Raw genomic sequence first — 25,492 nt, forward strand, 5'->3', positions numbered from 1 at the left:
ATCCAGTGAAGATATTTCTATAAGCCCGCTAAGAAGAATTTGGCGCCTTTTACCCATGACTTTGCGTCGGCGTATTGGGCACAAATTAGAAAATCAACGCCAAAAAAATATTGCGTTGAAATTACCACCTATTTCGAAATTTAAAAATACCAAAATAAAAAGCGTCGCCATTATCGGCTTGATAAGCGCACCCACTGGTCTTGGTAATGCTGCACAATTACTTGTGAATGAACTAAAACAAAATGGCATAAATATTGTTGAGGTTGATTGCGTAAAAATTTTTAAATTTCCAGATTATCTTAAACAGGTTCAAGAAAACGGTTTTAAAGACGTTGATGCCGTTATTATCGCAATTAATCCTGATATTGCAATAAATGTTCTTGGCAAAATTGGTATAAAAAATTTGGCAGGGAAAAAGGTAATAGGTTATTGGGTTTGGGAATTAGAAACGCCGCCAAAACAATGGGGATTGATGGCAAAGTTTGTTCATGAAATATGGACACCTTCCGAATTTTCAAGACAGGCATTAAAGAAAATTTTCAACCTAGATATAAAAGTGGTTCGACATCCTGTTGCACTTTTTGAACCACCGAAGGTCGAAGTTAATGTTCGAGATAAAGTTAGATCTAAATTGGGAATTAAAAAAGACGATTTTGTCGCCTTTCAAAGCATCGCATTTTCATCAAGTCTTGAGCGAAAAAATACCATAGAGGCAATAGAAATTTTTCTTGAGGCATTTAAAGATATTAATAATGCCTACTTTGTGGTTCGTTATTTTGGCGATGAACATTATCCAAAATCACTTGAAATTTTAAAGCGTGCTGCGCAAAAAGGAAACGGCAAAATAAAACTTGTCAAATCTTCTATGAACAAGATTGAACTTTTTGATTTTTATGCCGCCAGCGATTTATATATTTCACTGCATCGATCAGAGGGTTTTGGTTTAAATATTGCCGAAGCAATGTTGGTTGGTCTGCCGGTTATGGCAACAAATTGGTCCGGAAGCCTTGAATTATGTAAGGAAGATAATTGCCTTCTCATTGATTGTGCAATGATTGAAGTGCGCGATTGCGAGAAAATATATTATAAAACCAATGCATTATGGGCGAAGCCAGATAGGGAAATGGCAATCTCAAAATTATATGAATTTTATCACAATCGCGAATTAAAGAATAAAATAAGTGAACGTGCACAAAAATACATAATGGATAATTTTGGTGCTACCCAACTTTTTTAGGCTTCTAGTGTTTCTATCCTATCTCGTAATTCTTGAATTGCTTTGATTATTGGTGCAATTAGCTCATCATATCCAAGCGATAAAACCTCTGCGCCGCCATTTATCGTATGGTCTTGGTAGCCACCAAAATCAATTCCGTGCCTATCCATTGTTGCTTTAACTTCTTGGGCAATAAAGCCGTGGTGATATCGATTACGTTTTTTGCTTCCATCTTTTGGAAGTTGGACAAGGGTTTCATTTGGAATACCGTTAACATCCAAAGTGATTGATTTTTCAAAATAATCGTCGCGCATATCCCATTTAAAATCTACTGGCCTTAAATCACATATAAAGTCTAGGCCGATAATAGTATTGCGAATATCAGATTTATCACGACTATCTGAGCGGTTTTGAACTGTGCCATAAGTATAACAAGTCGTTCCAACGCCACCTAGTTGAACCTGATAAGATGCCGAGACACGGGCATCATAGCCAATACCTGCACACATTGAAAAATCTGTATTCGCGCTTCCGTCAATTTTATATTTTAAACAAGAGTGACCAATTGCGGTATTAACGCCACCTATTATGTTCGAACCAAGTGCAGATTCTCCAATGCCAACATTTGCATAGCCAGTCGTATTTTGCCCCAATGCAGAATAACCTAATCCAGTATTATTATTGCCTGTTGTGTTGAGAAGCATGCAATAAAACCCGAAAGCTGTATTATAATTTCCGACACTATTATTAAAAAGGGAAGAGTGCCCTATTGCAGTATTTTGTGTACCACTTGTAAGGCTATGCAATGATCGATTACCAATGCCCAAATTGTTACTTGCATCACTGCTTGAGGAAACATATGAAAGGCTTGCAGAGCCAGCATCAAAACCCAGAAACAGGTTTTCACCATTCGAATTGATTTTCTTTGGCGCCCAAAGATACCTATTATTTCCAGATTTTATAATTTCATTGTCACCGTCATTAATTGATGGCATGTTGATTCCAATGATATTAATGCGCCCGTTTGTATCAAATTTAAAAGGTGTTATCCAATTTGCACCGTCATTTGAAATTTTTATTGCGAAATTATCATCACTTAATAGCCCAAATTCGGCATGCCCCAACCAATTGTCCTGAAAAAGGATTGAAGAAGTTTTGTTGGTAGCTTCTTTATTCATCTTAAAGCGTATGTTCCCGTCACCATTTTCTGCTACATATCTTGCGGTAAATAAGGCGTTGTTTAGCTTTGCTGTAACTGGGTTTGAGGCATCGGGGTTAGTGCCAATGCCGATTTGTGTAAATGTACTTGCTGCATTTGCTTGCGATAATTTAATCCAATTTCCGTTATAAAAATATATTTGCCCATCATCAGAAACGGTTACTATAAAGCCATTTTTAGGTGTTATATATGTCCAGCCAAGATTTTGATAACAGGCAATTTTCCCAGATTTATTTTGCCATTCACCACTTGCATTTTCAGGAATAATATAGCGCTGTCCTTCGACGGGTGTGCTGGGTGGTGTATTAATGGATTTGCTAATTACCGAGAGCATCAAAAGTGCATCAATTTTATTTACAAACTCGTTAAATGTAACATGCTTTTGCGCTTGTGATGCAAGTAAATAGGGAAGGTCGAGGTTGGGGGATGAATCCGTCATAAAAACTCCTACATTGATAGCAAGAGTTTAGCTTGTGGGTTTATTGCGTTGATAAGTTCACCTTATTACCAAGTTTTGAGTAAAGAGCATAACAACAATGACATAGGTCTGAATAATAGCATTGCATTGTGTCGTTTATAGATATGAGTGTAACAACGACGCGCGCGATTAAGCAATCATCACAGCGGAGCATTTAGTTTAATAAGCTAGCTTGAGATATAAAGAAATGGTGCCTCTGGCCGGAGTCGAACCGGCACACCTCTCGGTACTCGATTTTGAGTCGAGCGCGTCTACCAATTCCACCACAGAGGCACACTATATTTCGTGTTAGCCAAAAATTTTGGCATTAATACGAGAATTGGAAACCGCTTGTTACAGATTTCTTTTGAATTTTACAATATGCGAATTCAGAGTTTCCGCAGAAATTTCTGCATCAAGGCACAACGCCGTAAATTTCCTTGGTTTTTTGGGCATCTAGCATTTTCTGCATCGCAGGGATTACTTCTGCCGCGGTGTCAACAACACAGAAAGAGCTTTCAAAGCCATCTGGAACAAAGTGATGCGCAAAGAATTGGTCAACCAAATCAACAAATGGTTGCCAGAATGCCTTGTCTACAAAAACGATTGGTTTTTGGTGAAGTTGTAATCTATGCCAAGAGAGGGTTTCAACAACCTCTTCTAATGTACCGATGCCGCCTGGTAAAACTGCAAAACCGTCAGATTCGGCAAACAGAAGCCATTTTCTTTCATGCATTGTATCGACCATAATGGTTTCGATTTCCGGATGCGGTAATTCCCATTTGGTTAGGAAGTGTGGCATGATGCCCAAAACACGTCCGCCATTTTCATATGCCGCACGCGATGATGCACCCATAAGGCCAACGTTACCGCCACCATAAACAAGGCGTTTGCCATTTTCGGCAATCAATGTTCCCAATTCGGTTGCAAGATCAATAAATTTCTTATCGGCTTTGTTTGAAGAGCCGCAATACACACAAATAGAATCTAATTTCATTTTTTATTTTTCCTCAAATATTATTTTTTTAGTTTTGGGGGAAACTATAATTAATATCACAAATTAATATTGCAATAAGATGAACAATAAATTGACATTGTGAAAGACCACATATTTTTACACTTTAAACGTATGATGTTGTTTGAATTCGTTTTTTACAAAGTGTCAATTCCTTGTTTGGTAATTGCTTTAAAGAGTATTTTAAACAAATTTATCGCGTCTTGATGATAGAATTCATTAATGGGCTGAACCAAATGTGCGTAATCTTCGTCAAAATAGATTTTGTTTGCTGTTATGACGGTTCCAATTCTTATGAATGAGCAATCGAAATCTCCATCTGTATTGCTTTCTTGCATTCTAATTACATTTCGTGGGCAATTCTCATTGGCTCTGTAAAAACGCGCTCTGTATTTGTTGTTCTCATCATTGAATTCGAAAATATCACTCCAACCATTTTCTGTGGCGGTTTCAAGCAGATTATCAACGATATCATGATTTATAATGGTGTTAAAATCTTCTAAAGTAACATGATTGCTGAAGCCATTTATTTGTTCATTCCACTCATTTTCTTCAATTTTTAGAATGACTTCACCCCAAGAAAACCATCGCTTTGCAATGCGATATGAATTCCAATGTATAAAGGGGACTTCTTCAAAATATGTGTGATAATTATAATCATCAAAATCTTTTATAAATTGTGATAGATAAATTTTGTTTGGCTCGTTTGATTTTATTGTATATTTGAAACGTGCATCGTAGCCGTCGTTATTGTCTTCATTTTTTTCTTCATACCCAATTTGTAGTGACTTTTCTTCATCGCTTTTTTCAAATCTAAAGTAATTATTATCAATTGATAATGATGCGCCTGAATCTTGGAAAAAGTTATTAGTTACATATTCAGAATCAAGAATTCTTTTTGTTTTTTCAACGGTTATGGCATTTTCAAATTGTGTCTTGTGCCAAATGCCGGCATCCGCGGATTTTAAAATTCCGAACCAAATTGCATTGAATTCTTCCATGCTTATGATTTTACAATCATCTTTCCATAGTTGTGTAACTGTATCGTGTGCACCATGAACAAGAACCGCAATCATGCCTTCGGGTTCTTTGTTGCCCAATAATTTTGCGACAAAGTTTGGCTTTGTGGCATTATAGGTAATAGACATTGCACCAACATCAGGAATTCTAATAACTATGTGCGGTAAAGCGTCTCGTCCCCATTCTTTCAAATAGGTTACATGCTTCCCAAGCACATAGAAATGAATGGATTTTTGTCCAGTTTGTGCCAATAAGTTTGTTAATTTTGTGAAATTTTCATGTTGCTGTTGCCAGTCATTCTTATTGCAAATTTTGCCATATTCAAAAATATGCTTTATTTCAGGCAAATAGAAATCATCAACTTCGGCAACTTCTAAAGATTGGTTTTCTTTTATTGCATTATAAAGTTTTGTGATATCGACTTGTTTTTGCCAACTATCTGGTGTTCCACCTAATTCTTTATAATCGCATAAAAGTTCTTTGGGCAGATAGAGCGCAAGTTCATCTTGGGGATATGGTTCATCCCAAATTGTTAGAGTGGATCTTTCGCCAAAAAGAATATCAAAATTATACCCATTTGTTGAATATAAATTATAGTCAGTTCTAAGTATGCCTAATCGTGCTTTTGTGCCACCTTCCGAACAAACTTCGCCATTTTTTGGTATATAGAAAAGCCCATCGACTTTTATATCTCCACCAATAAAATAATAATCTTTATCAACAATAAAATTCCCGGCATTAACATCACCAAGAACGATTATATCATGGCGATTATTGAAATAATTATAATCACTTACGAGTTTTGAATTAACGCTTCCTTTTATAAGGATAATTGCGCTTTGTGATTCTTCTTTAGGAATGATTTTGGCGGGATTGAATTCATCTTCATCAAAGTCGGTTTCGCATACATAGACATTCGAATTATAAAGCCACCAGTCCATTTCTTCCAATTTATGGTATTGTTGCTTAAGTAGCGCGAAATCAGGGATTTGAAGGTGGATGTCGCGAAATTTGTATGCATTAAACATGCGTATAACCTTGTGCAATATTATTACAAAAGCATTACGTTCCGTTTGAGGTGATTACAAATAAAGGATGCATGTATTTAGGCATTTATATACAGAATTGAGTGCTTCTTTTGTTATATATCATAATTATGGACATGCTGATTAAATAAATTAGTTGGTATTATTTGCCAAAATTATAATAAAAAACTATCGTGCTTAATATGTGCAAGCGTTTTTAAATTAATAGATAAGGGGGATAAGTGGTGCCGGCTGCAGGAATCGAACCCGCGACCATTCGATTACAAATCGAGTGCTCTACCTGCTGAGCTAAGCCGGCACAGATAAGAGAAGCGCTTATTGAATATTTTTTTATGGCTTTGCAAGTTTCAATAACAGCAAAATCTGAAAATTTTTTGAAAATAACAGAAAAATTCCATTTGAAACAGGATTTACGGGGGTTTTTTCTTGAAAAATCTTCAAAATTATTGTTGTGAGAACTTATGACAAAGCAAAGATTCCTTATCACCTCCGCACTTCCTTATATTAATGGCATCAAACATTTGGGCAATCTTGCCGGTTCGATGCTTCCGGCTGATGTGCATGCACGTTTCAGACGGCTTCAAGGGCATGAGGTTTTGTTCCTTTGCGCAACTGATGAACATGGAACCCCCGCGGAATTGGCGGCCGCAGAAGCGGGCCAAACCGTTGAGCAATATTGTCTTGAACAGCATGAAATCCAAAAAGCAGCCGGTGAGGGGTTCAACCTTTCATTTGATCACTTTGGGCGTTCTTCATCACTTGAAAACCGCGAACTAACCCAGCATTTCGCCGAACGGCTTGAAGAAAATGGCTTGTTAGAAGAGCGTGTAAGCAAGCAAATCTATTCAATTGATGATAAACGCTTTTTACCAGATAGATATGTTGAAGGCACATGCCCAAAATGCGGCTATGATAGTGCGCGTGGCGACCAGTGTGATTCTTGCGGTACATTGCTTGACCCCCTTGATTTGATTAATCCGCGTTCAAAAGTTTCTGGCTCAACCAATGTTGAACCGCGTGATACTGCACACCTTTTCTTGCGTCAGCCATTGATGGAAAATGAAATCCGCGCATGGGTTGATGCCGCAAAAGATTGGCCGCACCTTGCAAAATCTATTGCCTATAAATGGCTTGATGAAGGCTTGCAGGACCGGGCAATCACCCGTGACCTTAAATGGGGGGTTCCGGTTGCCAAAAATGGTGTTTCGCGCCCAGGGTTTGAAGACAAGGTCTTTTACGTATGGTTTGATGCGCCGATTGAATATATTGGTGCCGCGCAAGAATGGGCAAAGAAAAACGGCGAAAATTGGGAACGTTGGTGGCGCAAAGATAAAGGCGCCGATGACGTTATCTATGTTGAATTTATGGGTAAAGACAATGTGGCATTCCATACGGTTTCATTCCCTATTACTTTACTTGGCTCCAAAGAGCCTTGGAAACTTGTTGATCGCCTAAAAGCGTTTAACTGGGTTACTTGGTATGGCGGTAAATTCTCCACCAGCCAAAAGCGCGGTATCTTTATGGACAAGGCGCTTGAATTAATGGCGGGTGATTATTGGCGTTGGTATTTAATGGCGAATGCGCCCGAATCTTCGGATGCCGCATTCACCCTTGAAGGTTTCCAAGCCGCTGTGAATTCCGATTTGGCAAACGTGTTCGGCAACTTTGTGAATCGTATCACCAAATTTGCAAATTCAAAATTCGATGCAACCATTCCAGAAGGTGGTGCGCATGGCGAATTAGAGAGTGATTTGATTAAGGCGATTTCCGAAAAACTTGCCGAAATCACCAAATATCATGAAGAAATGGAATTCCGCAAGGCGGCCGCCGAAACCCGTGCATTATGGGTTCTTGGTAACGAATATCTGCAAACCAAGGCGCCGTGGACATTGTTTAAAACCGACCTTGAGGCATCTGCAACCGGTGTTCGTATCGGCCTAAACCTTGTGGCATTGTTTGCGATTGCCGCACTTCCATTTGTTCCGGCAACCGCGACCCGTGTTCTTGACGCGCTTGGTGTGCCAAGTGAAAAGCGGGTTTGGACCGATGGGGAAGGGTGGCTTGAAATCTTGCCAGCAGGTCACAAGTTTGAAGTGCCTGATTTATTATTCCAAAAAATCGAAGATGAACAAGTTGCCGAATGGGCGGCAATGTTTGGCGGCGCGGAATAGGATTAAAAATTAAAAATTAAAAATTAAAAATTTTGTCATACCGGAATTTTTCTACAAGAAAAATGTCCGGTATCTCTTTGAGTAAAGCCAAATAACTAACATTATGTAACCATTTTTTACCCATTTGTAACAATTATTTTTCCCAATAAAACCATTATTAATCAGTTGCATATGCCGATTATTGGCACACATTTTCCACCTCCTTAAAAATGTTGACATTTGTTGACATGCCCCAAATTTAACACCACCCAAAAACCCTGACAAATCCTGACATTTGGTATTTGGGCATCAAAATTTTGCTTTTTGTTAAAGACATTATAAGGGTAAAAAGCATGGGGGGTGATAGTGCTTTCACTGATCTATTTGCCTAATGCTTTGAGGGCGACTGTGCAGCCATGATTTGCTATGAAAATTAGATGTCCTGCGCGCGATTCAGCATGCAGAGATAAAATTGCATTAAGGTTGTCAGGGTTTGAGAATGCCAATTTGCTCGGAAGATTGGTTCAGATTATATTACGAAATTGGTTACGGCGATGTCGAGGTAAATGATGAACAAGTTTTCTCTCTATGATGTAGTTAAATTAGTGGATTCTAAATCAGAGACATCGGTGCCTATTAATTCTATTGGAACAATTGTGGATATAAATGATAATTATCCAAATTCGTATATGGTAGAATTTTTTAATGAAGATGATGATAGCTTGGGTGTTTTTGACGTAATATCAAGCCAAATTATTCAATCGGGAGCTTAATAACTATTAAATCCATTTCAAACAAAATGGAAACTACCACTAGAAGAACGAGCCGCATGTTTGATGGCCTGAACCGTAATGCGGGTATTGCGGCATTGTCGGGTGGTTATGTTGTGCGGGATATCTACAGACCTTATTGGGTGAATATAGCGTGATAGGTTTTGGTTTTATAATGATGGCAAACGAAGCAGGGGTTAAATGTGCCGTTTGGTAATGTTTAACAAAAAGCCCTTTGTTGCACAACTTTTTACAGTTGCGACACCTTGACCAATTGCAAAGATAATATATAGAGACCCTTCACAATTTGTTTTGGCGTTTTGCGCAACTGCTTGACCTGTTGATTCCAATCTTTGAAGATGGCGTAGGGTGATTTACAGTTGCGCTTTTTGGACATTCAAATTCCGAAATTGATTCGGGCGTTGAATTTACAATAAACACCAAATTGGTTTAAAACTGGAGAGTGTTAATGGCCCGTATAGCTGGCGTCAATATCCCAACTAACAAGCGCGTTGTGATCGCGCTTCAATATATTCACGGCATTGGCCCTGCGTTGGCGCAGGAAATCTGTGATAAAGTAGGTATCACCGCAGAACGTCGTGTTAATCAATTGACTGACGCTGAAGTATTGCAAATCCGCGAAACCATCGACCGCGACTATATCGTGGAAGGTGACCTTCGTCGTGAAACTGCGGTAAACGTAAAACGTCTTATGGATTTGGGCTGCTATCGTGGTCTTCGCCATCGTCGTGGTCTTCCGGTTCGCGGTCAGCGTACCCACACCAACGCGCGTACCCGTAAAGGTCCTGCAAAACCAATCGCGGGCAAAAAACAAGCAGCTCGTAAATAGATAGAGTTTGAGAAGACAAATGGCAAAAGATACTACTCGCCTTAAGCGTAAAGAACGTAAAAATATTTCATCTGGTGTTGTTCATGTTAACGCCAGTTTCAACAACACAATGGTGACTATTGCTGATGCGCAAGGAAATACAATTTCTTGGGCTTCTGCTGGTATGATGGGCTTTAAAGGTTCTCGTAAGTCAACCCCTTATGCGGCACAGGTTGCGGCAGAAGAAGCTGGTCGTAAGGCTGCTGAACACGGTCTTCGCACCGTTGAGGTAACCGTTTGTGGCCCGGGTGCAGGTCGTGAAAGCGCGCTTCGTGCGTTACAATCTGTTGGCTTTACAGTTACTTCAATCCGTGACGTAACCCCAATCCCACACAATGGTTGCCGCCCGCCAAAACGCCGCCGCGTCTAATAGTTGATTTTTCTATTGTTTCGCGCCATTTTGGCATTGTTTTAAATTAAAACAGAAATTGGTTTAAAAATGACTACTGAAGAAAATACGCCCCCAGTATTAGAGAAAAACTGGAAAGAGCTTATCCGCCCTGATAAGCCTGTGGTTGAACATGGTTTCGACCCAAAGCGTAAAGCAAAATTGATTGCAGAACCATTCGAACGTGGCTTTGGTATGACCATTGGTAACGCTCTTCGTCGTGTGTTGTTGTCTTCACTACGCGGTGCTGCGATTACTTCGGTTCAGATTGACGGCGTTTTGCATGAGTTCTCTTCACTTACTGGCGTACGTGAAGACGTAACGGACATGGTTTTGAACATCAAAGGCGTATCTCTTGTTATGCACTCTGATGGTCCAAAAAGAATGTTACTTCGAGCACTTGGCCCGGGTGAAGTTACCGCGGGTCAAATTGATTGTGGGTCAGACATTGAAATCTTGAACCCTGATCATGTTATCTGCACGCTTGATGATGGTGCTGAAATCCGTATGGAATTCACTGTTGAAGCTGGCAAAGGCTATGTTTCTGCGGCTGCTAACCGTCCTGAAGATGCGCAAATCGGTCTTATCGCGGTTGACGCACTTTATAGCCCGGTTAAACGCGTTGCATACAAAGTTGAAAATACACGTTCTGGTCAGGTTCTTGACTATGATCGTCTTATTCTTGAAGTTGAAACAAATGGCGCAATCAGCCCAGAAGATGCGGTTGCATATGCGGCGCGTATCATTCAAGATCAGCTTGAAGTATTCATCAATTTTGAAGAAGCAAAAAGCAAAAAACAAGAAGATACTCGTCCTGAACTTCCGTTCAACCCAGGTCTTCTTAAACGTGTTGAGGAATTGGAACTTTCTGTTCGTTCTGCAAACTGCTTGAAAAACGACAATATCATTTATATTGGCGACCTTATTCAACGCACCGAAGGTGAGATGCTTCGCACCCCTAACTTCGGTCGTAAGTCACTGAACGAAATCAAAGAAGTTTTGGCGCAAATGGGTCTGCACCTTGGTATGGACGCACCAAATTGGCCGCCTGAACATATTGATGAGCTTGCAAAGAAATTCGAAGATCAAATGTAATTAGACTGCTGTAAAGTCCTCTTGGAAACTTACAGCTTTAGGAGAGAAATATGCGTCACGCACATGGACATCGCAAACTTAACCGCACTCACGAGCACCGTGAGGCAATGTTTGCAAATATGGCTGCTTCATTGATTAAGCACGAACAAATCACCACCACCTTGCCAAAAGCAAAAGAACTTCGCCCTGTTGTAGAGCGTTTGGTTACTTTGGCTAAAAAAGGCGGTCTTGCTAACCGTCGTATCGTTATGTCTCGTATGGGCGATGAAACCCAAGCGAAAAAACTATTCGACGTAATCGCACCACGTTACAAAGAGCGCCAAGGCGGCTACCTTCGTATTATGAAGGCTGGCTTCCGTTATGGCGATAACGCACCTGTTGCTGTTATTGAATTTGTTGACCGTGATGTTGATGCAAAAGGTCAAGACTCTGGTCCAGTATTAGAAGACGCTGAATAATATTTGGCATCTTTAAAACAAAACCCCGCCAAACTGGCGGGGTTTTTTTATGCCTAGAATTTAAACCTTATGCCAAGCCTAAAACCATTTGATGATATTGGTTCGGCGATTGCATCATAAAGCTTTGCGGTTTTGCCGAATTTCCGTTCATAGGAATATTCAACATATGGCGCAAATTCACGCGTAAATTCATAACGCAGCATTAGTTTGGCTTCTGCATCAGATAACCCCGAGCCGATTTGATATTCTTCATCACTGCGTGAATTTATATTCAATGCCAATGATGGGCTAAGGACAAGGCGATTGGTGATTAAAATATCATTCTCCTGTTTAAGGTGAATGCTAAAAAGCCCATCATCGCGCAAAAGCCCGTATGCTTCGGTTTCAAAGAAAAATGGCGCAAGACCATTTATTCCAAATGCAACATAACTGCTTTCACGTTGGTGTGCTTGAATTTTGGGGTCATAACGAAGACCAATTTGTGCATCCCAAAAGGTTGCTATATTGCGGCTATATAATGCCCATAGATTTGCATCGCTAAGTTTGCCATTCTCTACATTGCCCTCGGATTTTACCCAAAGTTTCTGATAATCACCGCCGGCCCAGCCATCTAAATCCCAATTGGATTTGTCTTTGCCATAATCGGTTTCAAGGGTGAAAGAGTGATATGGGAATAAGTTACTTTCACCCAAATGATTATGATTATGAGCCGCTTCGGCGAATGCAAATGATGGCGCCAATAATGCCATAATGGCAATAATTTTAATGTTCATTATGTCCTCCATGGTTCATTTTTGGCATGTCCATCATGGGGATTGTTTCTTTTGGGGTGTCTGGTTGCGCCACGGAAATTTGCGTCATCATCCCACTTGCCATGTGAAAGAAGAGGTGACAGTGAAACGGCCAATCACCCGGATTATTGGCGGTTAATAATACCGACAAGGTCTGACCCGGTGGGACAATTACCGTGTGCTTACTTGGCATTTTATCCATATCCTGCCCATTTTCTAATTGCACAAACATCCCATGCAAGTGAATTGGGTGTGCCATCATGGTTTCATTAATATAGGTAAGGCGAACACGCTCATTGAAATCGACCTTGAAACCACGTTTGGGGTCGAATACATGCCCATCCATGGTCCAAATGTAACGCTCCATATTGCCACCAAGGCGAACCACAATATCCCTTGTTGGTTCACGTAAATCAGTTTGCGGATTTAGTGCGCGAAGGTCGGAATATTCCAAAATTCTTGTTCCTTCTGGCGCATTGGAATTGGCCCAACCACTTGGGGGTATGTTCGACATATCCATATTTGGGTCATCTTTCATCATCAATTCCATGTTCATATCAGACATGGTTAGGAGCGCGCGTGGGCGGGCAACAGGCTTTTCACCTACTTGCCCCAACGATGTTGCAAGGGTGCCGATGGCAAATCCGGTGCGGTCTATTGGTTCGGCGGTGATTGTATAGGGTTTATCGTCTTTCGGTTCGACAATTACGTCATAGGTTTCGGCATTACCAAAGCGGAATTCATCAACTTGGACTGGCTCAACATCTTGTCCATCGGCCTGAACAATGGTCATTTTAAGACCAGGTATGCGAACGTCATACATGCTCATGGCGGAGGCATTGATAAAGCGTAGGCGGATTTTTTCACCCTTTTTGTAAATTCCTGTCCAATTTTGGTTTGGTGTCATCCCATTTATCAAAAAATCATAACCTGTTACGTCCGATAAATCTGTTGGCAACATGCGCATTTTCCCCCACTCTAATGAGGTTTTGCTTGCCGCCCCAAAACCGCGTTCCTTGGCATCCTTTAAATAATCAACGATTGTCTTGCGGTGATATTGGTAATAATCAGATGATGATTTTAAATGTTGCAGGGTTTGCTTTGCACTTTCATGCTTATAGTCAGATAGCAAAATGACATATTCACGATCTGATTTTATTTGTTCTTCTTTGGGGTCGATAATTATTCCGGCATATAGGCCTTCTTGTTCTTGCCCCAAGGTGTGCGAATGATACCAATATGTGCCAGACTGCTTAATCGGGAATTTATAGGTAAAGGTTTCATTTGGTTTAATCGGCATTGTGCCATTAAAACCCGGCGCACCATCCATATTCCCTGGTACAATTAGGCCATGCCAATGAACCGATGTATCTTCATTCATATTATTGGTTACGTGAACTATTGCTTCATCGCCGTCTTTAAATCGTAAAACAGGGCCGGGAAGGGTATTATTAATGGTGATTTTGTTTGATGTGACACCGTTTATTGTCACATTTTGTCTGGCGATAACCAGATTGTATTCTTTGGTTTCTGCATGCGCAATCATTGGCAAGGCAAAACCAAATGCCAAAAGCAATTTGGCAAATTTCATGATTTTCATTGATTTGATTTCCTGAAAAAATTACAAAAAGCGCATATGTTGCGCAAACTTATAATCAGGAAAAGTTTTTCGGCGGTCGCTCTGGTGGTGTTTGCGGTTCAATAATTGCAAAAGCTATCGCTTCTGGGCTTTGGATGTTTCCCATGAATTGCGGGCTGATTTGAACGTTTGGCTCTGTGATTGCAATTGTTCCATTGCAATGTCCATATGAACACGTACAAGCGTTATCGCAGCATTTATTATGTTGCTTATCCCACTGTTGGTGGGCATCCATCTTCATTACATGGGGGCCTGTCATATCATGGCAAGGCATATCAGAAGTCATTGCCGTGGCATTATGATGCGATACTTTTTCAAGTTCACAAGAATGATAATTCCCATTACCAAGCATTAAAGCAAATGCCAGCAAGGGGATGAAAACCAAATTTTTGAACCATAATGCCATGCAATTATGCTACACGCATTGCTGCTATTAGTAAATAAAATAGTTATTTAGTAATCGTACGCTCTACTAATGCCTTCATGATTTTATATCCTTCGGCATTGGGGTGAACGCCGTCACCGCTAAGGGTGGTTGGAAGCCCGCCTTTTTCATTTACCATAGGGGTATAATAATCAATAACTTTAAGATTATTTGCCTTGGCATATTTCGCAATCTCAATATTCAATTGGGCAATTTGTGGTGCAGGCTTAATATCTGGTGACCAATAATAATGATCGGCCGGCAATAATTTACAAAGCACAACTTCGATTTTATTTGCCTTGGCGATTTCGGCCATTGATTTGATATTGCCCATAATGGTTTCAAGGCTAACTGGCCCTGTATTGCCGGCTATGTCGTTGGTTCCTGCAAGGATTACAACCTTTTGCGGCTTAAGCGCGACAACATCTTGGCGGAAGCGCAACAACATTTGCGAGGTGGTTTGCCCACTTATGCCGCGATTTATAAAATGTTGATTAGTGAAAATATTTTGTGCGCCAGTATCCCAAAATTGGGTAATAGAATCGCCCATAAATACAACGCGGGCTTTATCAGGTTTCGCGCTAATAAGTTGGGTGTTTTCGGCTTGGAAACGTGCAAGATTTGGAAAGTCTTTAATTTCCTCGGCTTGTGCCGCGCCAAAACATGCAAAGCTTAAAATGCCAAGGCTTATTATTGATGCACGTAGTTTCATTTTCTTCACCCTCTCTATTATATTTTTATCATTTCTAGCTTGCCATCATTGAGGCAAGCGCCATTAGTCAATATTATTTTTCCCGATGCCACAGCGTCAACACACAATGGATAAAGAATATGTTCCTTTATGATTACGCGGCTTGCCAGTTTATCGGCATCATCACCATCCATTATTTCAACTTCGGCCTGTCCAATAATGGCACCTTCATCAACGCCGGCATTTACAAAATGAACGGTGCAGCCGGCGGTTTTATCACCGGCATCAATTGCCCGTTGATGGGTGTGTAACCCTTTATATTTCGGCAAAAGAGAAGGGTGGATATTAATCATTTTCCCTTCCCATTTTTCAACAAATTCAGCTTGGAGAATGCGCATAAAGCCCGCGCAAACTACAAGCTCGGCATTGAAATCCAATAATGCTTGATTAAGTGCTGTTTCAAAATCTGTGCGGGTTGCGTAATCTTTGTGATTGACAAGTTTTGACGGGATATTTGCGGTTTTGGCGCGTTCAATCGCCTTTACTTCGGGTACATTGACAATAAGACCGACAATTTCAAAACTTGCGCCATTTTGTGCAAAATTTATAATTGACTGAAAATTAGAGCCAGACCCAGAAGCCAGAACCACAACACGCTTCTTAGCCATTATTTGCCACCAATTGACCAATTACCATTGGTTCTTCACCTGCGGCGAATAATGCGCCAAGCACAACATCCATATGCGAAGCATCCACACAAAGTACAAGCCCGATACCACAATTGAATGTGCGGTGCATTTCAGGAGTTGTAACATTACCAACTTCTTGTAACCATTTGAAAACAGGCGGGAATTCCCATGCTTCATAATCAAATTGTGGTGCCAAAGTTTCAGGTAACATGCGCGGCGTATTCTCGGTTAAGCCACCACCTGTTATGTGTGCCAAACCTTTTATCCAGCCATTTTTGATTAATGGCATGACGGATTTTACATAAATACGGGTTGGCTCAAGCAGGGCTTCTGCCAAGGTTTTACCTGTCGCAAATGGCGCCTCATCAGACCATTTAAGACCAGAACGTTCAACAATTTTGCGAACCAGTGAATAACCGTTTGAATGTGGGCCAGAAGAGGTAAGGCCGATTAATAAATCACCAGAGTGCATTTTGTCATGAAGCGGGATAAGTGCCTCACGCTCTGCGGCGGCAACACAAAAACCAGCAAGGTCATATTTTTTGTCTTCATACATGCCAGGCATTTCAGCGGTCTCTCCGCCAATTAACGCACAATCAGCAAGTTTACAGCCATCGGCAATGCCCGCAACCACAGAGGTTGCCACCTCAACATCAAGTTTTGAACATGCGAAATAATCAAGGAAGAACAAAGGCTGCGCGCCTTGTGCCAAAACATCATTAACGCACATCGCCACCAAATCTTGACCGATTGTGTCGTGTTTTCCTGTTTCAATTGCAATCTCAAGCTTGGTGCCAACGCCGTCTGTACCTGAAACCAAAACAGGGTCTTTAAAGCCCGCCGCTTTAAGGTCAAATAGGCCACCAAAACCGCCCAAAGATCCCATAACACCAGGGCGATTTGTTGCCTTGGCAAGAGGTGAAATGCGGCGCACCAATTCTTCGCCGGCATCAATGTCAACGCCCGCATCTTTGTAGGTAAGGCCTGTATTGTGATTATTGCTATTAGTGTTAATGTTATCTGGCATTTGAAAACTACATTTGTTAGTTAAACTAAGAACGCTATTAAAGATAATTTTGAAATTTTCCACATTTATTCATGCAAAAAGAAAACATACCACAGTTAGGCTTTGATTTTGGCGATACGCATTTGCCAAAATTAATTGATTTGGTGCATTCTCATTACCAATATCCAATCGAAAAATTTTCAAATCCCGAAAATTGGCTTGGCAATCTTGCATTTTTGGAAGTTGGCGACGAAGACTTCAAGATTGAATTAATTAATAGCATTAAAAACATCCCTGTAATCGACTTTGATGTTTTGAGCAATTCAGAAGCCTTGGAATATTTTTATAAATCAGAACGGGGTGAGGGGATATTCCTTTTTGTCGGTAAAATCAGAAATATTGAACAACCAGACCTAAAGTCCCGCTTTGATAATATTATTAAGTTTAATTTGCCGGATTTGAAGCAGGCGGAATTTGACAAAATCTGGAATAATTGGGCAAATCCGCGTGGAATAAAAACACCAAAAGATGCACAAAAACAATTTTACAAGCAGATAAATTTTAATCTGGTCACCATATTTAAATTTTTTGACTTTATAGATGAATATTGCAATTCTAAAAAAAGCCTAGCGGCTGATGATATTGAAAAAATCATTTCGGGCTTTGGCAATAAACATATTGAGCAAGATATATTCGATGACACTTGAAATTGTGGATGTAAAAGAAAAGTTCACTGCTCCTGAAGAGCGTTACATTAACCGTGAGATTTCATGGCTTGAATTCAATGCCCGCGTATTAGAAGAGGCAAACAATCCAAATCACCCGATTATGGAGCGCCTGAGATTTTTATCAATTTGCGGCAATAACCTTGATGAATTTTATATGGTTCGCGTGTCTGGTTTACGCGAATTGTTAAAAACCAAAAGTAAGGTTCTATCTGCGGACGGTCTTTTGCCCACCGAACAGCTTGAACGCATCAATCAGGTTGCTGGGCGCCTTATGCAACGCCAACAAACCTTATGGCGTGAATTGCAAATCGATCTTAAAAAAGTTGGTTTCAAAGTTTTAAGTTTAAAAGAAGCACTTGAATTCGATACCAATGATTTACGCAAGCATTTTATGGAAGAGATTTATCCAATCCTTACCCCGCTTGCGGTTGATCCGGCGCACCCATTCCCATTCATTCCAAATTTAGGTTTTGCAATTGCCTTTGCGCTTTCAAGAACCGATAATGGAAAGCAGATGAATGCACTTGTGCCAATTCCGCAAATGATTCCGCGCTTTATTGAGCTTAAGCGGGAACGCAATATGCGTTACTTTGTGGCATTGGAAACCGTTATTGAGCTTTTCCCTGATGCCTTGTTTCCGGGGTTTGAGGTGGTGGCATCCGGCGCATTCCGCATCATTCGTGATAGTGATATTGAACTTCAAGAAGAGGCAGAAGATCTTATTTTACAGGCACAGGCCGCATTAAGAGAGCGGCGACGTGGTGAGGTGGTGCGTCTGAAAATTGATGCCAATATGAGCGAAGATATGCGCGAATTCATCCGTGAAGAGATGAATGTGCATACGCGCGATTTGGTTGTGGTTGACGGTATTTTGGGGATTGCGCAATTATCGCAATTAATCCCTGAAGACAGACCGGATTTAAAATTCAAACCATTTGTCCCACGTTTCCCAGAACGTATCCGTGAGTTTGGTGATGATGCCTTTGCGGCAATCCGTGCCAAAGATATTTTGGTTCACCACCCATTTGAAACTTTTGACGTTGTGGTGCAATTCATTCGCCAAGCGGCAAAAGACCCCAATGTTGTTGCGATTAAACAAACGCTATACCGGACATCTGCAAATTCCCCGATTGTTGCCGCACTTATTGAAGCGGCCGAAAGTGGCAAGCTGGTTACTGCAATTGTTGAAATTAAGGCCCGCTTTGATGAAGAAGCAAACCTTAAATGGGCGCAAGATTTGGAGCGGGCAGGGGTTCACGTTGTTTTTGGCTTTGTGAATTTAAAAACCCACGCCAAGGTTTCTTTGGTTGTTCGTAAAGAGGGCAAGAAATTCCGGACCTATACCCACTTTGGAACCGGTAATTATCACCCAATAACCGCGAAAATTTATACTGACTTGTCACTATTTACCGCGGATGAAGCCTTGGGGCGTGATGCCGGACGATTATTTAATTATGTGACAGGCTATGCGATGCCGCAAGAGCTTGAAAAATTAAAAATGTCACCGCTTACGTTGAAAACAACCTTGTTGGCGCATCTTGATGATGAAATTAGAAATGCCAAGGCGGGCTTGCCTTCTGGGGTTTGGGCAAAGCTAAATGCCTTAATCGATCCTGAGGTTATTGATAAACTTTATGAGGCATCACAAGCGGGTGTTAAGATTGAACTTATTATACGCGGTGTCTGCGGCTTAAGACCGCAGGTTCGGGGTTTGTCTGAAAACATTAATGTTAAATCAGTGATTGGTCGTTTCCTTGAACATTCAAGGATTGTGTGCTTTGCCGCCGGAAAAGCATTGCCAAGTAAAGATGCCAAAGTGTTCATTTCATCGGCTGATTGGATGACAAGAAACCTTGAACGACGGGTTGAAACACTGGTTCCAATTTGTAATCCAACAGTTCATCGCCAAGTGCTAGAAGAAATAATGGTGACTTATTTGAATGATGTCGCCCAAAGTTGGATAATGAATTCAGATGGTTCATATCACAAACGTCACTGCGAAGACGGTAATGCTTTTTCTGCCCATGAGTATTTTATTTCAAATCCAAGCTTGTCAGGGCGCGGAAGTGCTATTAAAGCACTCAAAAAACCAAGGCAAAGACGCACTTCGTAATGAATCTTGTGTACGACACTAATAATTATACCGGCTATCGGCATGCAGTGATTGATATTGGTTCAAACTCTGTTCGTCTGGTAATTTATCTTATTGTTGGGAAAACCTTTATTCCAATACATAACGAAAAAGTGCTTGCTGCATTGGGGCGGGGCATAAGTGAGACTGGGAAATTATATGAACCCGGTGTTGCCTTGGCGCTAAATTCAATAAAGCGTTATAAGTTGTTGATTGATAACTTAAAAATTGAATCGGTTGATGCCATTGCAACCGCTGCTTCGCGCGATGCAAGCGATGGCGCCGAATTTATTGCCTATATTAAAAACGTTATTGGAATTCCCGTACGTTTGATCGATGGCTCTGAAGAAGGTTATTATTCATCAATTGGTGTGAAATCAGGCACAACTAATGCCACCGGGATTATGGGCGATTTGGGTGGTTCAAGCCTAGAATTAGTGGATTTAAAAAGCGCTTCATTCAAAGAATCACACAAGCTTGGCCCATTGGCAATTGGCGATATTGCATCAATTCGTGAAATTGGTGGCAATGTCGAACAAGTCCGCAAAGCCATACGTTCAGTTTTAGAAAAGTCACAGGCTTTGAAGCTTTGTAATGGTGATGAGTTTCATGCGGTTGGTGGTGCGTGGCGTAACCTTGCGCAGATGCATATGGACCATAAAAACTACCCATTAAAAGTATTGAATAATTATACGATTGATGGCCGCGAAATGCGGGAGTTTTGTAATTTCGTAATCCGCCTTAGCCGTAAAACCATTGAAAAGGTTAGGGGGATTTCGCAAAGGCGTGCTGATTCATTGCCTTATGCCGCCCTTTTGATGAGTGAGATTATCGAAATCGGAAAACCCAAAGAAATTGTTATTTCGTCATATGGTCTGCGCGAAGGGGTTTTGACTGATCATTTGGGATTTAATGAAAACCCACTTTCAGACGGAATACGTGCAATTTTACATCTTGATAAAGCGGCACTAAATTTTACCGATGAAGCGTATAAATGGCTTGTAGATTTTTTACCGCTTGATGTGGATGGTATTTCTGAAGTTCGTCAAAAAGAACTTTTGAATGCAAGTTGTGCATTGGTAAATATTGGCATGGGGCTTCACCCCGATCACCGTGGTCAACTTGCCTATGAATTGGTTTTGCGTGCCCCTTACCCTGCGGCAAGCCATAATGAACGGGTGTTTTTGGCGCATACTATTGCACGACGTTATGGTGAAAAACCAGAAGATATAGCCGAAAATGAATCGGCACGTCTTTTAAATTCTGAATATGCAAAAATTGCGGATTTCTTTGGCTCTGGCTTGCGCCTTGCCTCTAGTCTTGCAAGCAATAGTGGCGAGATATTAAAGCAGACAAGATTGGTTAGAATGGGAAACAATTTTCATATCGAATTACCAGAACGTCTGCGGGATTTAATTTCTGATAGTGTGATTAAACGCCTAAAACAATTGGAGCAACAGTATCAAAAACTAATCAATCACGACAATGATTGATGTTATTTTTGCCTTGCTGTGACAATCTTTACCCTTGTTATATCGCTAATAAATATTAGTCTCATACTGTAAATAATAATAAGGAGGATATGGTATGCAAGAAAATCATCTTGATAATGCCTTGGCAGAAGAGTTTGCAGGGAAAGGTGAAATTATTCACAAATTAAAAACAACAAACCCCTATTTCAAAGGCCTTATGGAAGAAAACCATAAACTTTGGGTCGAGATTAATAATATCCAGAATGAAGTTACGCCCGCCGATGACATGGTCCTTGAAGACCTTGAAAAGAAGCGGCTTGTCATTCTTGATGAAATTGGCAAACTAATTGCCGAAGGCTAAAAAACAAAACCCCCAAATTAAATTTGGGGGTTTATTTTTTGAGGATGTTGTTTTGAATTATCTGTACGCTATGCGCCATTCACCACGTCCAGCTTTGCACATATAGGTATCTTTGCTGATACGGTCGCCGTTTGCGAATTTAGTGATTTTAACACCCCAGCCACAGCCAGCACGGTTAACATAACGTGGCTCTTGTAGGCGAACTGCAACAATGCGACGATTGTCATAGCGATCATTGTGGTAACGATTATCGCGGAAGCCATCATGGTCACGGATTACAACATCTGCGCGGTGGTCGCGGTCTGGGCCATCAATGCGCACTGTGGTTGGATGTGGTGCATAATAGTCTTTTGCAGATGCAGCAACTGGAACTATTACAGTTAAACCGGTTAAGGCAAGTAATGCAATTTTGTTTCTCATAATTTTATTCCTTCTTCTTCGTGTCTTTCTTCTATGTGTCTTTGACGAAAGACGCTTGCTAGGGGGGGGAGGAGAAACCATAGGGGAGGAGGTTTTGTTTCGCGCCCTTCGTCATTGACAGGTACATATTCGCATACCCAATATGAACGAGATTTTTTTGATGAATTTATTTTCGGTTCAGATAAAATTTTAAAAATTATAAAATAACATGCAAAATCAAGGTGTTATCTATTTGCTGGTTTGTTGTAATAAATTTATCTGCATTAAATTTTGGAAAACTTGATTTATTTTGCATTTTAAAATATCTCACAGAAATATTTCGGGGCGAAAGAAAGATATAAATTGCCAACACTTATAAAATCAAAAACCATTAAAAGCTTGGAAGAGTTGGTAGCGCGCGGGCTGCTTGATGCAAATAATTCCGATAAGCTTGCAGAAGTGGCGGCGAAATATTCAATTGCAATCCCACAAAATATTGCCGGTATGCTATATAGTGATGCGATTGCAAAACAGTTCATCCCGTCAAAGGATGAGTTAGTTACCCTTGAGCGGGAGTTGGCGGACCCAATTGGTGATGATGCCCATTCACCTTTAAAAGGCCTTGTTCATCGTTACAAAAACCGCGTTTTGATAAAGCTTGTTGAAGTTTGCGGGGTTTATTGTCGTTTTTGTTTCAGGCGTGAAAATGTTGGCGACAATAAGGGGCAGGCATTAAAGGGCGATGAGCTTGAACAAATTTATGGTTACTTACATCAGCATAAAGAGATTGACGAAGTAATTCTTACCGGTGGTGACCCATTGGTGGCAAGTGTGCGCCGCCTTAAAGAAGTTGCCGAAAATATTGCAAAGATTTCCCATATAAAATTCTTTAGAATCCACACGCGGGCGGTTATTGCCAATCCTGAAATAATAAATGATGAATTGATTGCCGCATTAAAAGCATCGCAGAAATCCGTGAAAATGGTAATTCACACCAACCATGCCATAGAAATAAATGACGCGGTTAAAGTTGCAATCAATAAGCTTGTTGATGCAAAAATTCAGCTTTTTTCGCAAAGCGTTCTTTTGCGCAATGTAAATGATAAGCCAGAGGTTTTGGCCGAATTATTTAATACTCTTTTGCAAAACAACATAAATCCATATTATTTGCATCACCCCGATTTAGCAAAGGGAACGGGGCATTTCTATCTTAACCTTGAAGAAGGTGCAAAGATTTATCGTGAAACTACCAAATTAGTTTCTGGAATTGCCTTGCCAAAATACGTGATTGATATACCAGGTGGATACGGCAAAATCCCCGTAAACTCTGGGCAAGTTATCAAAACTTCGGATGGCTTTATTCTAATTGATAATAATGGCAAACGCCATAATTACCCTATTTTATAGCCGCGAAACCACGCTCTAAATCTGCAATCAAATCATCCTCATCCTCAAGGCCGATTGAATAGCGTATTAAGGCGGTTTTATTTGTCCATTTAGGGTCTTTACGGGTTGCCAATTGTGGCGCGCAATTTATCACAAGGCTCTCATAACCGCCCCATGAAAATCCCAAAGAGAATAATTCATAAGCATTAAGCATCTTATTAATTTGTGCGTCACTTAAATCTTTTAGGATAATAGAGAATAAACCACCCGCACCCGTAAAATCGCGTTTCCAGATTTCATAATCTGGTGACGTTGGCAGGGCAGGGTGTATAACTTCGGCAACAATATCTTGCTTCTCAAGCCAAGAGGCAATTTTACGTGCAACCTTGTCCTGATGATTCATTCTTAAAATCATGGTTTTAAGACCGCGAAGGCACAACCATGCTTCTTCAGCAGCGACACCAATGCCAAGATCGCGGTGGGTCTCTTTTAATTTTTTGAATAAATCATCTCGTTTAACGCTTACGGAACCAAGAAGGACATCCGAATGCCCACCTTGATATTTGGTAAGTGCTTGAATCGAAATATCAACCCCAACATTCAACGGTTTGAAATAAACCCCCGCACTCCAAGTATCGTCAATTGCGGTAAGAATATTGTGTTTTTGCGCGACATTTACAATCGCAGGAATATCTTGAATTTCTAGCGTTAAAGACCCTGGGCTTTCAAGGAAAATCAATTTTGTGTTTGGGCGAATAAGTTTTTCAATATCAGCGCCAATACGTGGATCATAATATTCTGCCTCAACCCCAAAACCTTTTAAAACGCTGCTACAAAAGCGGCGGGTTGGGCCATAAATACTATCGGTAATAAGAATATGATCACCACCTTTTATAAAGGCAAGCAATGTCGTTGTTATTGCCGAAAGACCAGATGGGCATAGTATTGTGCCATTGGCATCCATAATACCATTAAGGGCATCGGTTAGAAAATCATGGGTCGAAGTGCCTTCAAGACCATAAGATTTCTTGTCCGAATATAAATCCTCTGCACTATCAAGAATGACTGTGCTGCCGCGTTGCGATGGCGGGTTTACAAAGCCTTCATGTTGTTTTGGATTGCGCCCAAGGTGGGAAAGTCTAGTTGCTAGTTTTTTATCGTTATTCACTTTTCAGCCTTTATACCATATCGGCACAGACAATTGGTGCATCATCGCGCGCACCCCATTCAGCCCATGATCCGTCATAGACCGCAACCTTGTCTTTGCCAATTTTATCAAGTGCCAAAGCCAGAATACACGCCGTAACACCCGTGCCACAGCTTGCAATAATCGGCTTGTTTAAATCAATGCCAAGTGCCGCAATTTGTGCCTTTATTTCATCATTGCTTACCATTGTGCCGTCTGAATTAATCAATTGGGCATAATGCCAGTTTATTGAATTTGGAATGTGACCTGAATTAAGGTTTGGCCTCGGCTCTGGTTCGGTTCCAGAGAATCGTGCAGGTGAGCGCGCGTCAACGACTTGTGTTCCTTGATCTTCACAAATCGCCAATACTTGTGAAAAATCCCTGATTAAATCATTGCGGATACGGATTGTGAAATGTCTTTCCCAATGGCTAACTATTGCGTCATCTGTTGGGCGCCCTTCGGCAAGCCATTTTTTAAGGCCACCATCAAGCACCGCCACATCATCGTGCCCCATAAGGCGGAACATCCACCAAACGCGCGGCGCAGAAAAAATTCCATGAGAATCATAAATGATTATTTTTACACCATCACCAAGGCCAAGTTTGCGAACACGACTTGCAAATTTTTCAGGACTTGGAACCATGTGTGGATAGGGGCTGGTTAAATCTGCTATTTCATCAATATCAAAAAATACCGCGCCTTTGATGTGGCAAAATTCATATTCTTGTTTTGCGTTTCTGCCACTATTTGGCATGAACCAACTGGCATCAATCACATGTATATCAGGACTATCGATATGCTCTGCAAGCCATTCGGTACTTACTAGCGGACAATTCCCATCAGATACGGCAACCATTTCATTC

25 protein-coding genes and 2 tRNA genes are annotated in these 25,492 nt (G+C 40.8%); 13 read left to right on the plus strand and 14 right to left on the minus strand.

What is annotated here, in order from left to right; genetic code table 11:
- Window positions 1-55 precede the first annotated feature (55 nt).
- Window positions 56-1,237 (plus strand): glycosyltransferase family 4 protein, encoded by a 1,182-nt coding sequence (locus tag KXV15_RS10840; RefSeq protein WP_240008202.1) that lies wholly within the window; start codon window positions 56-58, stop codon window positions 1,235-1,237.
- Here the strand turns inward: KXV15_RS10840 and KXV15_RS10845 are convergent.
- The 5 genes from KXV15_RS10845 to KXV15_RS10865 all read right to left on the minus strand — a co-directional run bounded on the left by KXV15_RS10845 (window position 1,234) and on the right by KXV15_RS10865 (window position 6,271).
- The gene (locus KXV15_RS10845; RefSeq protein ID WP_240008203.1) at window positions 1,234-2,874 is read right to left on the minus strand and encodes a DUF2793 domain-containing protein; all 1,641 of its coding nucleotides are present in this window, start codon (window positions 2,872-2,874) and stop codon (window positions 1,234-1,236) included. The genes KXV15_RS10840 and KXV15_RS10845 overlap by 4 nt on opposite strands.
- 227 nt (window positions 2,875-3,101) lie before the next feature.
- Window positions 3,102-3,186: transfer RNA gene (locus tag KXV15_RS10850), tRNA-Leu, on the minus strand.
- 121 nt (window positions 3,187-3,307) lie between these two features.
- The gene (locus KXV15_RS10855) at window positions 3,308-3,889 is read right to left on the minus strand and encodes an LOG family protein (RefSeq protein WP_240008204.1); all 582 of its coding nucleotides are present in this window, start codon (window positions 3,887-3,889) and stop codon (window positions 3,308-3,310) included.
- A gap of 155 nt (window positions 3,890-4,044) precedes the next feature.
- Window positions 4,045-5,955 (minus strand): hypothetical protein, encoded by a 1,911-nt coding sequence (locus KXV15_RS10860; RefSeq protein WP_240008205.1) that lies wholly within the window; start codon window positions 5,953-5,955, stop codon window positions 4,045-4,047.
- A 240-nt stretch (window positions 5,956-6,195) separates the two neighbouring features.
- Window positions 6,196-6,271: transfer RNA gene (locus tag KXV15_RS10865), tRNA-Thr, on the minus strand.
- 163 nt (window positions 6,272-6,434) lie between these two features.
- Between KXV15_RS10865 and metG the strand changes: the two genes are divergently transcribed.
- The 7 genes from metG to rplQ all read left to right on the plus strand — a co-directional run bounded on the left by metG (window position 6,435) and on the right by rplQ (window position 11,723).
- Complete coding sequence (gene metG / locus KXV15_RS10870; RefSeq protein ID WP_240008206.1) at window positions 6,435-8,144, plus strand: methionine--tRNA ligase; 1,710 nt, start codon at window positions 6,435-6,437, stop codon at window positions 8,142-8,144.
- 548 nt (window positions 8,145-8,692) lie between these two features.
- Window positions 8,693-8,896, plus strand: a complete 204-nt coding sequence (locus KXV15_RS10875; protein WP_240008207.1) for a DUF4926 domain-containing protein — start codon at window positions 8,693-8,695, stop codon at window positions 8,894-8,896.
- Between the two features lie 26 nt (window positions 8,897-8,922).
- Window positions 8,923-9,051, plus strand: a complete 129-nt coding sequence (locus KXV15_RS13495) for a hypothetical protein (RefSeq protein WP_275671610.1) — start codon at window positions 8,923-8,925, stop codon at window positions 9,049-9,051.
- Window positions 9,052-9,362: 311 nt separating this feature from the next.
- Entirely contained in the window at window positions 9,363-9,743 is a 381-nt protein-coding gene (gene rpsM / locus KXV15_RS10880; protein WP_240008208.1) for a 30S ribosomal protein S13, read from the plus strand.
- Between the two features lie 19 nt (window positions 9,744-9,762).
- Window positions 9,763-10,152 (plus strand): 30S ribosomal protein S11, encoded by a 390-nt coding sequence (rpsK, locus tag KXV15_RS10885; RefSeq protein WP_240008209.1) that lies wholly within the window; start codon window positions 9,763-9,765, stop codon window positions 10,150-10,152.
- Between the two features lie 69 nt (window positions 10,153-10,221).
- On the plus strand, window positions 10,222-11,265 hold the full coding sequence (locus tag KXV15_RS10890) for a DNA-directed RNA polymerase subunit alpha (protein ID WP_240008210.1): 1,044 nt from the start codon (window positions 10,222-10,224) through the stop codon (window positions 11,263-11,265).
- A gap of 50 nt (window positions 11,266-11,315) precedes the next feature.
- On the plus strand, window positions 11,316-11,723 hold the full coding sequence (gene rplQ / locus KXV15_RS10895) for a 50S ribosomal protein L17 (protein WP_240008211.1): 408 nt from the start codon (window positions 11,316-11,318) through the stop codon (window positions 11,721-11,723).
- A 53-nt stretch (window positions 11,724-11,776) separates the two neighbouring features.
- Here rplQ and KXV15_RS10900 read toward each other — a convergent pair whose 3' ends face one another.
- From KXV15_RS10900 to purM, 6 genes are read right to left on the minus strand one after another with little or no spacing between them, the layout of a single operon-like run.
- Window positions 11,777-12,496: a copper resistance protein B gene (locus KXV15_RS10900; protein WP_240008212.1), complete on the minus strand. Its 720-nt coding sequence runs from the start codon at window positions 12,494-12,496 to the stop codon at window positions 11,777-11,779.
- A complete protein-coding gene (locus tag KXV15_RS10905; protein ID WP_240008213.1) occupies window positions 12,486-14,114 on the minus strand; it encodes a multicopper oxidase domain-containing protein in 1,629 nt (542 codons plus the stop codon). The genes KXV15_RS10900 and KXV15_RS10905 overlap by 11 nt, the downstream gene beginning before the upstream one ends.
- 55 nt (window positions 14,115-14,169) lie before the next feature.
- Window positions 14,170-14,559 (minus strand): hypothetical protein, encoded by a 390-nt coding sequence (locus KXV15_RS10910; RefSeq protein WP_240008214.1) that lies wholly within the window; start codon window positions 14,557-14,559, stop codon window positions 14,170-14,172.
- Between the two features lie 43 nt (window positions 14,560-14,602).
- The gene (locus KXV15_RS10915) at window positions 14,603-15,289 is read right to left on the minus strand and encodes an SGNH/GDSL hydrolase family protein (RefSeq protein ID WP_240008215.1); all 687 of its coding nucleotides are present in this window, start codon (window positions 15,287-15,289) and stop codon (window positions 14,603-14,605) included.
- Window positions 15,290-15,306: 17 nt separating this feature from the next.
- Window positions 15,307-15,936 (minus strand): phosphoribosylglycinamide formyltransferase, encoded by a 630-nt coding sequence (gene purN, locus KXV15_RS10920; protein WP_240008216.1) that lies wholly within the window; start codon window positions 15,934-15,936, stop codon window positions 15,307-15,309.
- On the minus strand, window positions 15,929-16,984 hold the full coding sequence (gene purM / locus KXV15_RS10925; RefSeq protein ID WP_240008217.1) for a phosphoribosylformylglycinamidine cyclo-ligase: 1,056 nt from the start codon (window positions 16,982-16,984) through the stop codon (window positions 15,929-15,931). The genes purN and purM overlap by 8 nt, the downstream gene beginning before the upstream one ends.
- Window positions 16,985-17,055: 71 nt before the next feature.
- Between purM and KXV15_RS10930 the strand changes: the two genes are divergently transcribed.
- The 4 genes from KXV15_RS10930 (at window position 17,056) to KXV15_RS10945 (ending at window position 21,655) form a co-directional block, all read left to right on the plus strand.
- Entirely contained in the window at window positions 17,056-17,670 is a 615-nt protein-coding gene (locus KXV15_RS10930) for a hypothetical protein (protein ID WP_240008218.1), read from the plus strand.
- Window positions 17,660-19,804 (plus strand): RNA degradosome polyphosphate kinase, encoded by a 2,145-nt coding sequence (locus KXV15_RS10935; protein ID WP_240008219.1) that lies wholly within the window; start codon window positions 17,660-17,662, stop codon window positions 19,802-19,804. Before KXV15_RS10930 ends, KXV15_RS10935 begins: the two co-directional genes overlap by 11 nt.
- Window positions 19,804-21,315 carry a Ppx/GppA family phosphatase gene (locus KXV15_RS10940; RefSeq protein ID WP_240008220.1) on the plus strand — a complete coding sequence of 504 codons (1,512 nt, stop codon included), beginning with the start codon at window positions 19,804-19,806 and terminating at the stop codon, window positions 21,313-21,315. Before KXV15_RS10935 ends, KXV15_RS10940 begins: the two co-directional genes overlap by 1 nt.
- 94 nt (window positions 21,316-21,409) lie before the next feature.
- A complete protein-coding gene (locus KXV15_RS10945) occupies window positions 21,410-21,655 on the plus strand; it encodes an HP1242/YdcH family protein (RefSeq protein WP_240008221.1) in 246 nt (81 codons plus the stop codon).
- Between the two features lie 57 nt (window positions 21,656-21,712).
- Here KXV15_RS10945 and KXV15_RS10950 read toward each other — a convergent pair whose 3' ends face one another.
- Complete coding sequence (locus tag KXV15_RS10950; RefSeq protein WP_240008222.1) at window positions 21,713-22,075, minus strand: hypothetical protein; 363 nt, start codon at window positions 22,073-22,075, stop codon at window positions 21,713-21,715.
- A gap of 378 nt (window positions 22,076-22,453) precedes the next feature.
- Between KXV15_RS10950 and KXV15_RS10955 the strand changes: the two genes are divergently transcribed.
- A complete protein-coding gene (locus tag KXV15_RS10955) occupies window positions 22,454-23,461 on the plus strand; it encodes a KamA family radical SAM protein (RefSeq protein ID WP_240008223.1) in 1,008 nt (335 codons plus the stop codon).
- On the opposite strand, the gene metC is transcribed toward KXV15_RS10955, so the two are convergent.
- Window positions 23,451-24,608: a cystathionine beta-lyase gene (gene metC, locus KXV15_RS10960; protein ID WP_240008224.1), complete on the minus strand. Its 1,158-nt coding sequence runs from the start codon at window positions 24,606-24,608 to the stop codon at window positions 23,451-23,453. The genes KXV15_RS10955 and metC overlap by 11 nt on opposite strands.
- 10 nt (window positions 24,609-24,618) lie before the next feature.
- The gene (sseA, locus tag KXV15_RS10965) at window positions 24,619-25,485 is read right to left on the minus strand and encodes a 3-mercaptopyruvate sulfurtransferase (RefSeq protein ID WP_240008225.1); all 867 of its coding nucleotides are present in this window, start codon (window positions 25,483-25,485) and stop codon (window positions 24,619-24,621) included.
- Between the last annotated feature and the right edge of the window lie 7 nt (window positions 25,486-25,492).

The organism is Pseudaquidulcibacter saccharophilus, from assembly GCF_019455445.1.
Lineage (GTDB): Bacteria > Pseudomonadota > Alphaproteobacteria > Caulobacterales > Aquidulcibacteraceae > Pseudaquidulcibacter > Pseudaquidulcibacter saccharophilus.

Coding starts and splice junctions, on each gene's coding strand:
- KXV15_RS10905 (WP_240008213.1), bottom strand. CDS start 14,114: ATGAAAATCATGAAATTTGCCAAATTGCTTTTGGCATTTGGTTTTGCC.
- rplQ (WP_240008211.1), top strand. CDS start 11,316: ATGCGTCACGCACATGGACATCGCAAACTTAACCGCACTCACGAGCAC.
- rpsK (WP_240008209.1), top strand. CDS start 9,763: ATGGCAAAAGATACTACTCGCCTTAAGCGTAAAGAACGTAAAAATATT.
- KXV15_RS10840 (WP_240008202.1), top strand. CDS start 56: ATGACTTTGCGTCGGCGTATTGGGCACAAATTAGAAAATCAACGCCAA.
- KXV15_RS10860 (WP_240008205.1), bottom strand. CDS start 5,955: ATGTTTAATGCATACAAATTTCGCGACATCCACCTTCAAATCCCTGAT.
- rpsM (WP_240008208.1), top strand. CDS start 9,363: ATGGCCCGTATAGCTGGCGTCAATATCCCAACTAACAAGCGCGTTGTG.
- KXV15_RS10915 (WP_240008215.1), bottom strand. CDS start 15,289: ATGAAACTACGTGCATCAATAATAAGCCTTGGCATTTTAAGCTTTGCA.
- KXV15_RS10855 (WP_240008204.1), bottom strand. CDS start 3,889: ATGAAATTAGATTCTATTTGTGTGTATTGCGGCTCTTCAAACAAAGCC.
- KXV15_RS10930 (WP_240008218.1), top strand. CDS start 17,056: ATGCAAAAAGAAAACATACCACAGTTAGGCTTTGATTTTGGCGATACG.
- KXV15_RS13495 (WP_275671610.1), top strand. CDS start 8,923: ATGGAAACTACCACTAGAAGAACGAGCCGCATGTTTGATGGCCTGAAC.
- KXV15_RS10950 (WP_240008222.1), bottom strand. CDS start 22,075: ATGAGAAACAAAATTGCATTACTTGCCTTAACCGGTTTAACTGTAATA.
- KXV15_RS10845 (WP_240008203.1), bottom strand. CDS start 2,874: ATGACGGATTCATCCCCCAACCTCGACCTTCCCTATTTACTTGCATCA.
- KXV15_RS10940 (WP_240008220.1), top strand. CDS start 19,804: ATGAATCTTGTGTACGACACTAATAATTATACCGGCTATCGGCATGCA.
- purM (WP_240008217.1), bottom strand. CDS start 16,984: ATGCCAGATAACATTAACACTAATAGCAATAATCACAATACAGGCCTT.
- KXV15_RS10935 (WP_240008219.1), top strand. CDS start 17,660: ATGACACTTGAAATTGTGGATGTAAAAGAAAAGTTCACTGCTCCTGAA.
- KXV15_RS10900 (WP_240008212.1), bottom strand. CDS start 12,496: ATGAACATTAAAATTATTGCCATTATGGCATTATTGGCGCCATCATTT.
- KXV15_RS10875 (WP_240008207.1), top strand. CDS start 8,693: ATGAACAAGTTTTCTCTCTATGATGTAGTTAAATTAGTGGATTCTAAA.
- KXV15_RS10910 (WP_240008214.1), bottom strand. CDS start 14,559: ATGGCATTATGGTTCAAAAATTTGGTTTTCATCCCCTTGCTGGCATTT.
- sseA (WP_240008225.1), bottom strand. CDS start 25,485: ATGGTTGCCGTATCTGATGGGAATTGTCCGCTAGTAAGTACCGAATGG.
- metG (WP_240008206.1), top strand. CDS start 6,435: ATGACAAAGCAAAGATTCCTTATCACCTCCGCACTTCCTTATATTAAT.
- KXV15_RS10890 (WP_240008210.1), top strand. CDS start 10,222: ATGACTACTGAAGAAAATACGCCCCCAGTATTAGAGAAAAACTGGAAA.
- KXV15_RS10945 (WP_240008221.1), top strand. CDS start 21,410: ATGCAAGAAAATCATCTTGATAATGCCTTGGCAGAAGAGTTTGCAGGG.
- purN (WP_240008216.1), bottom strand. CDS start 15,936: ATGGCTAAGAAGCGTGTTGTGGTTCTGGCTTCTGGGTCTGGCTCTAAT.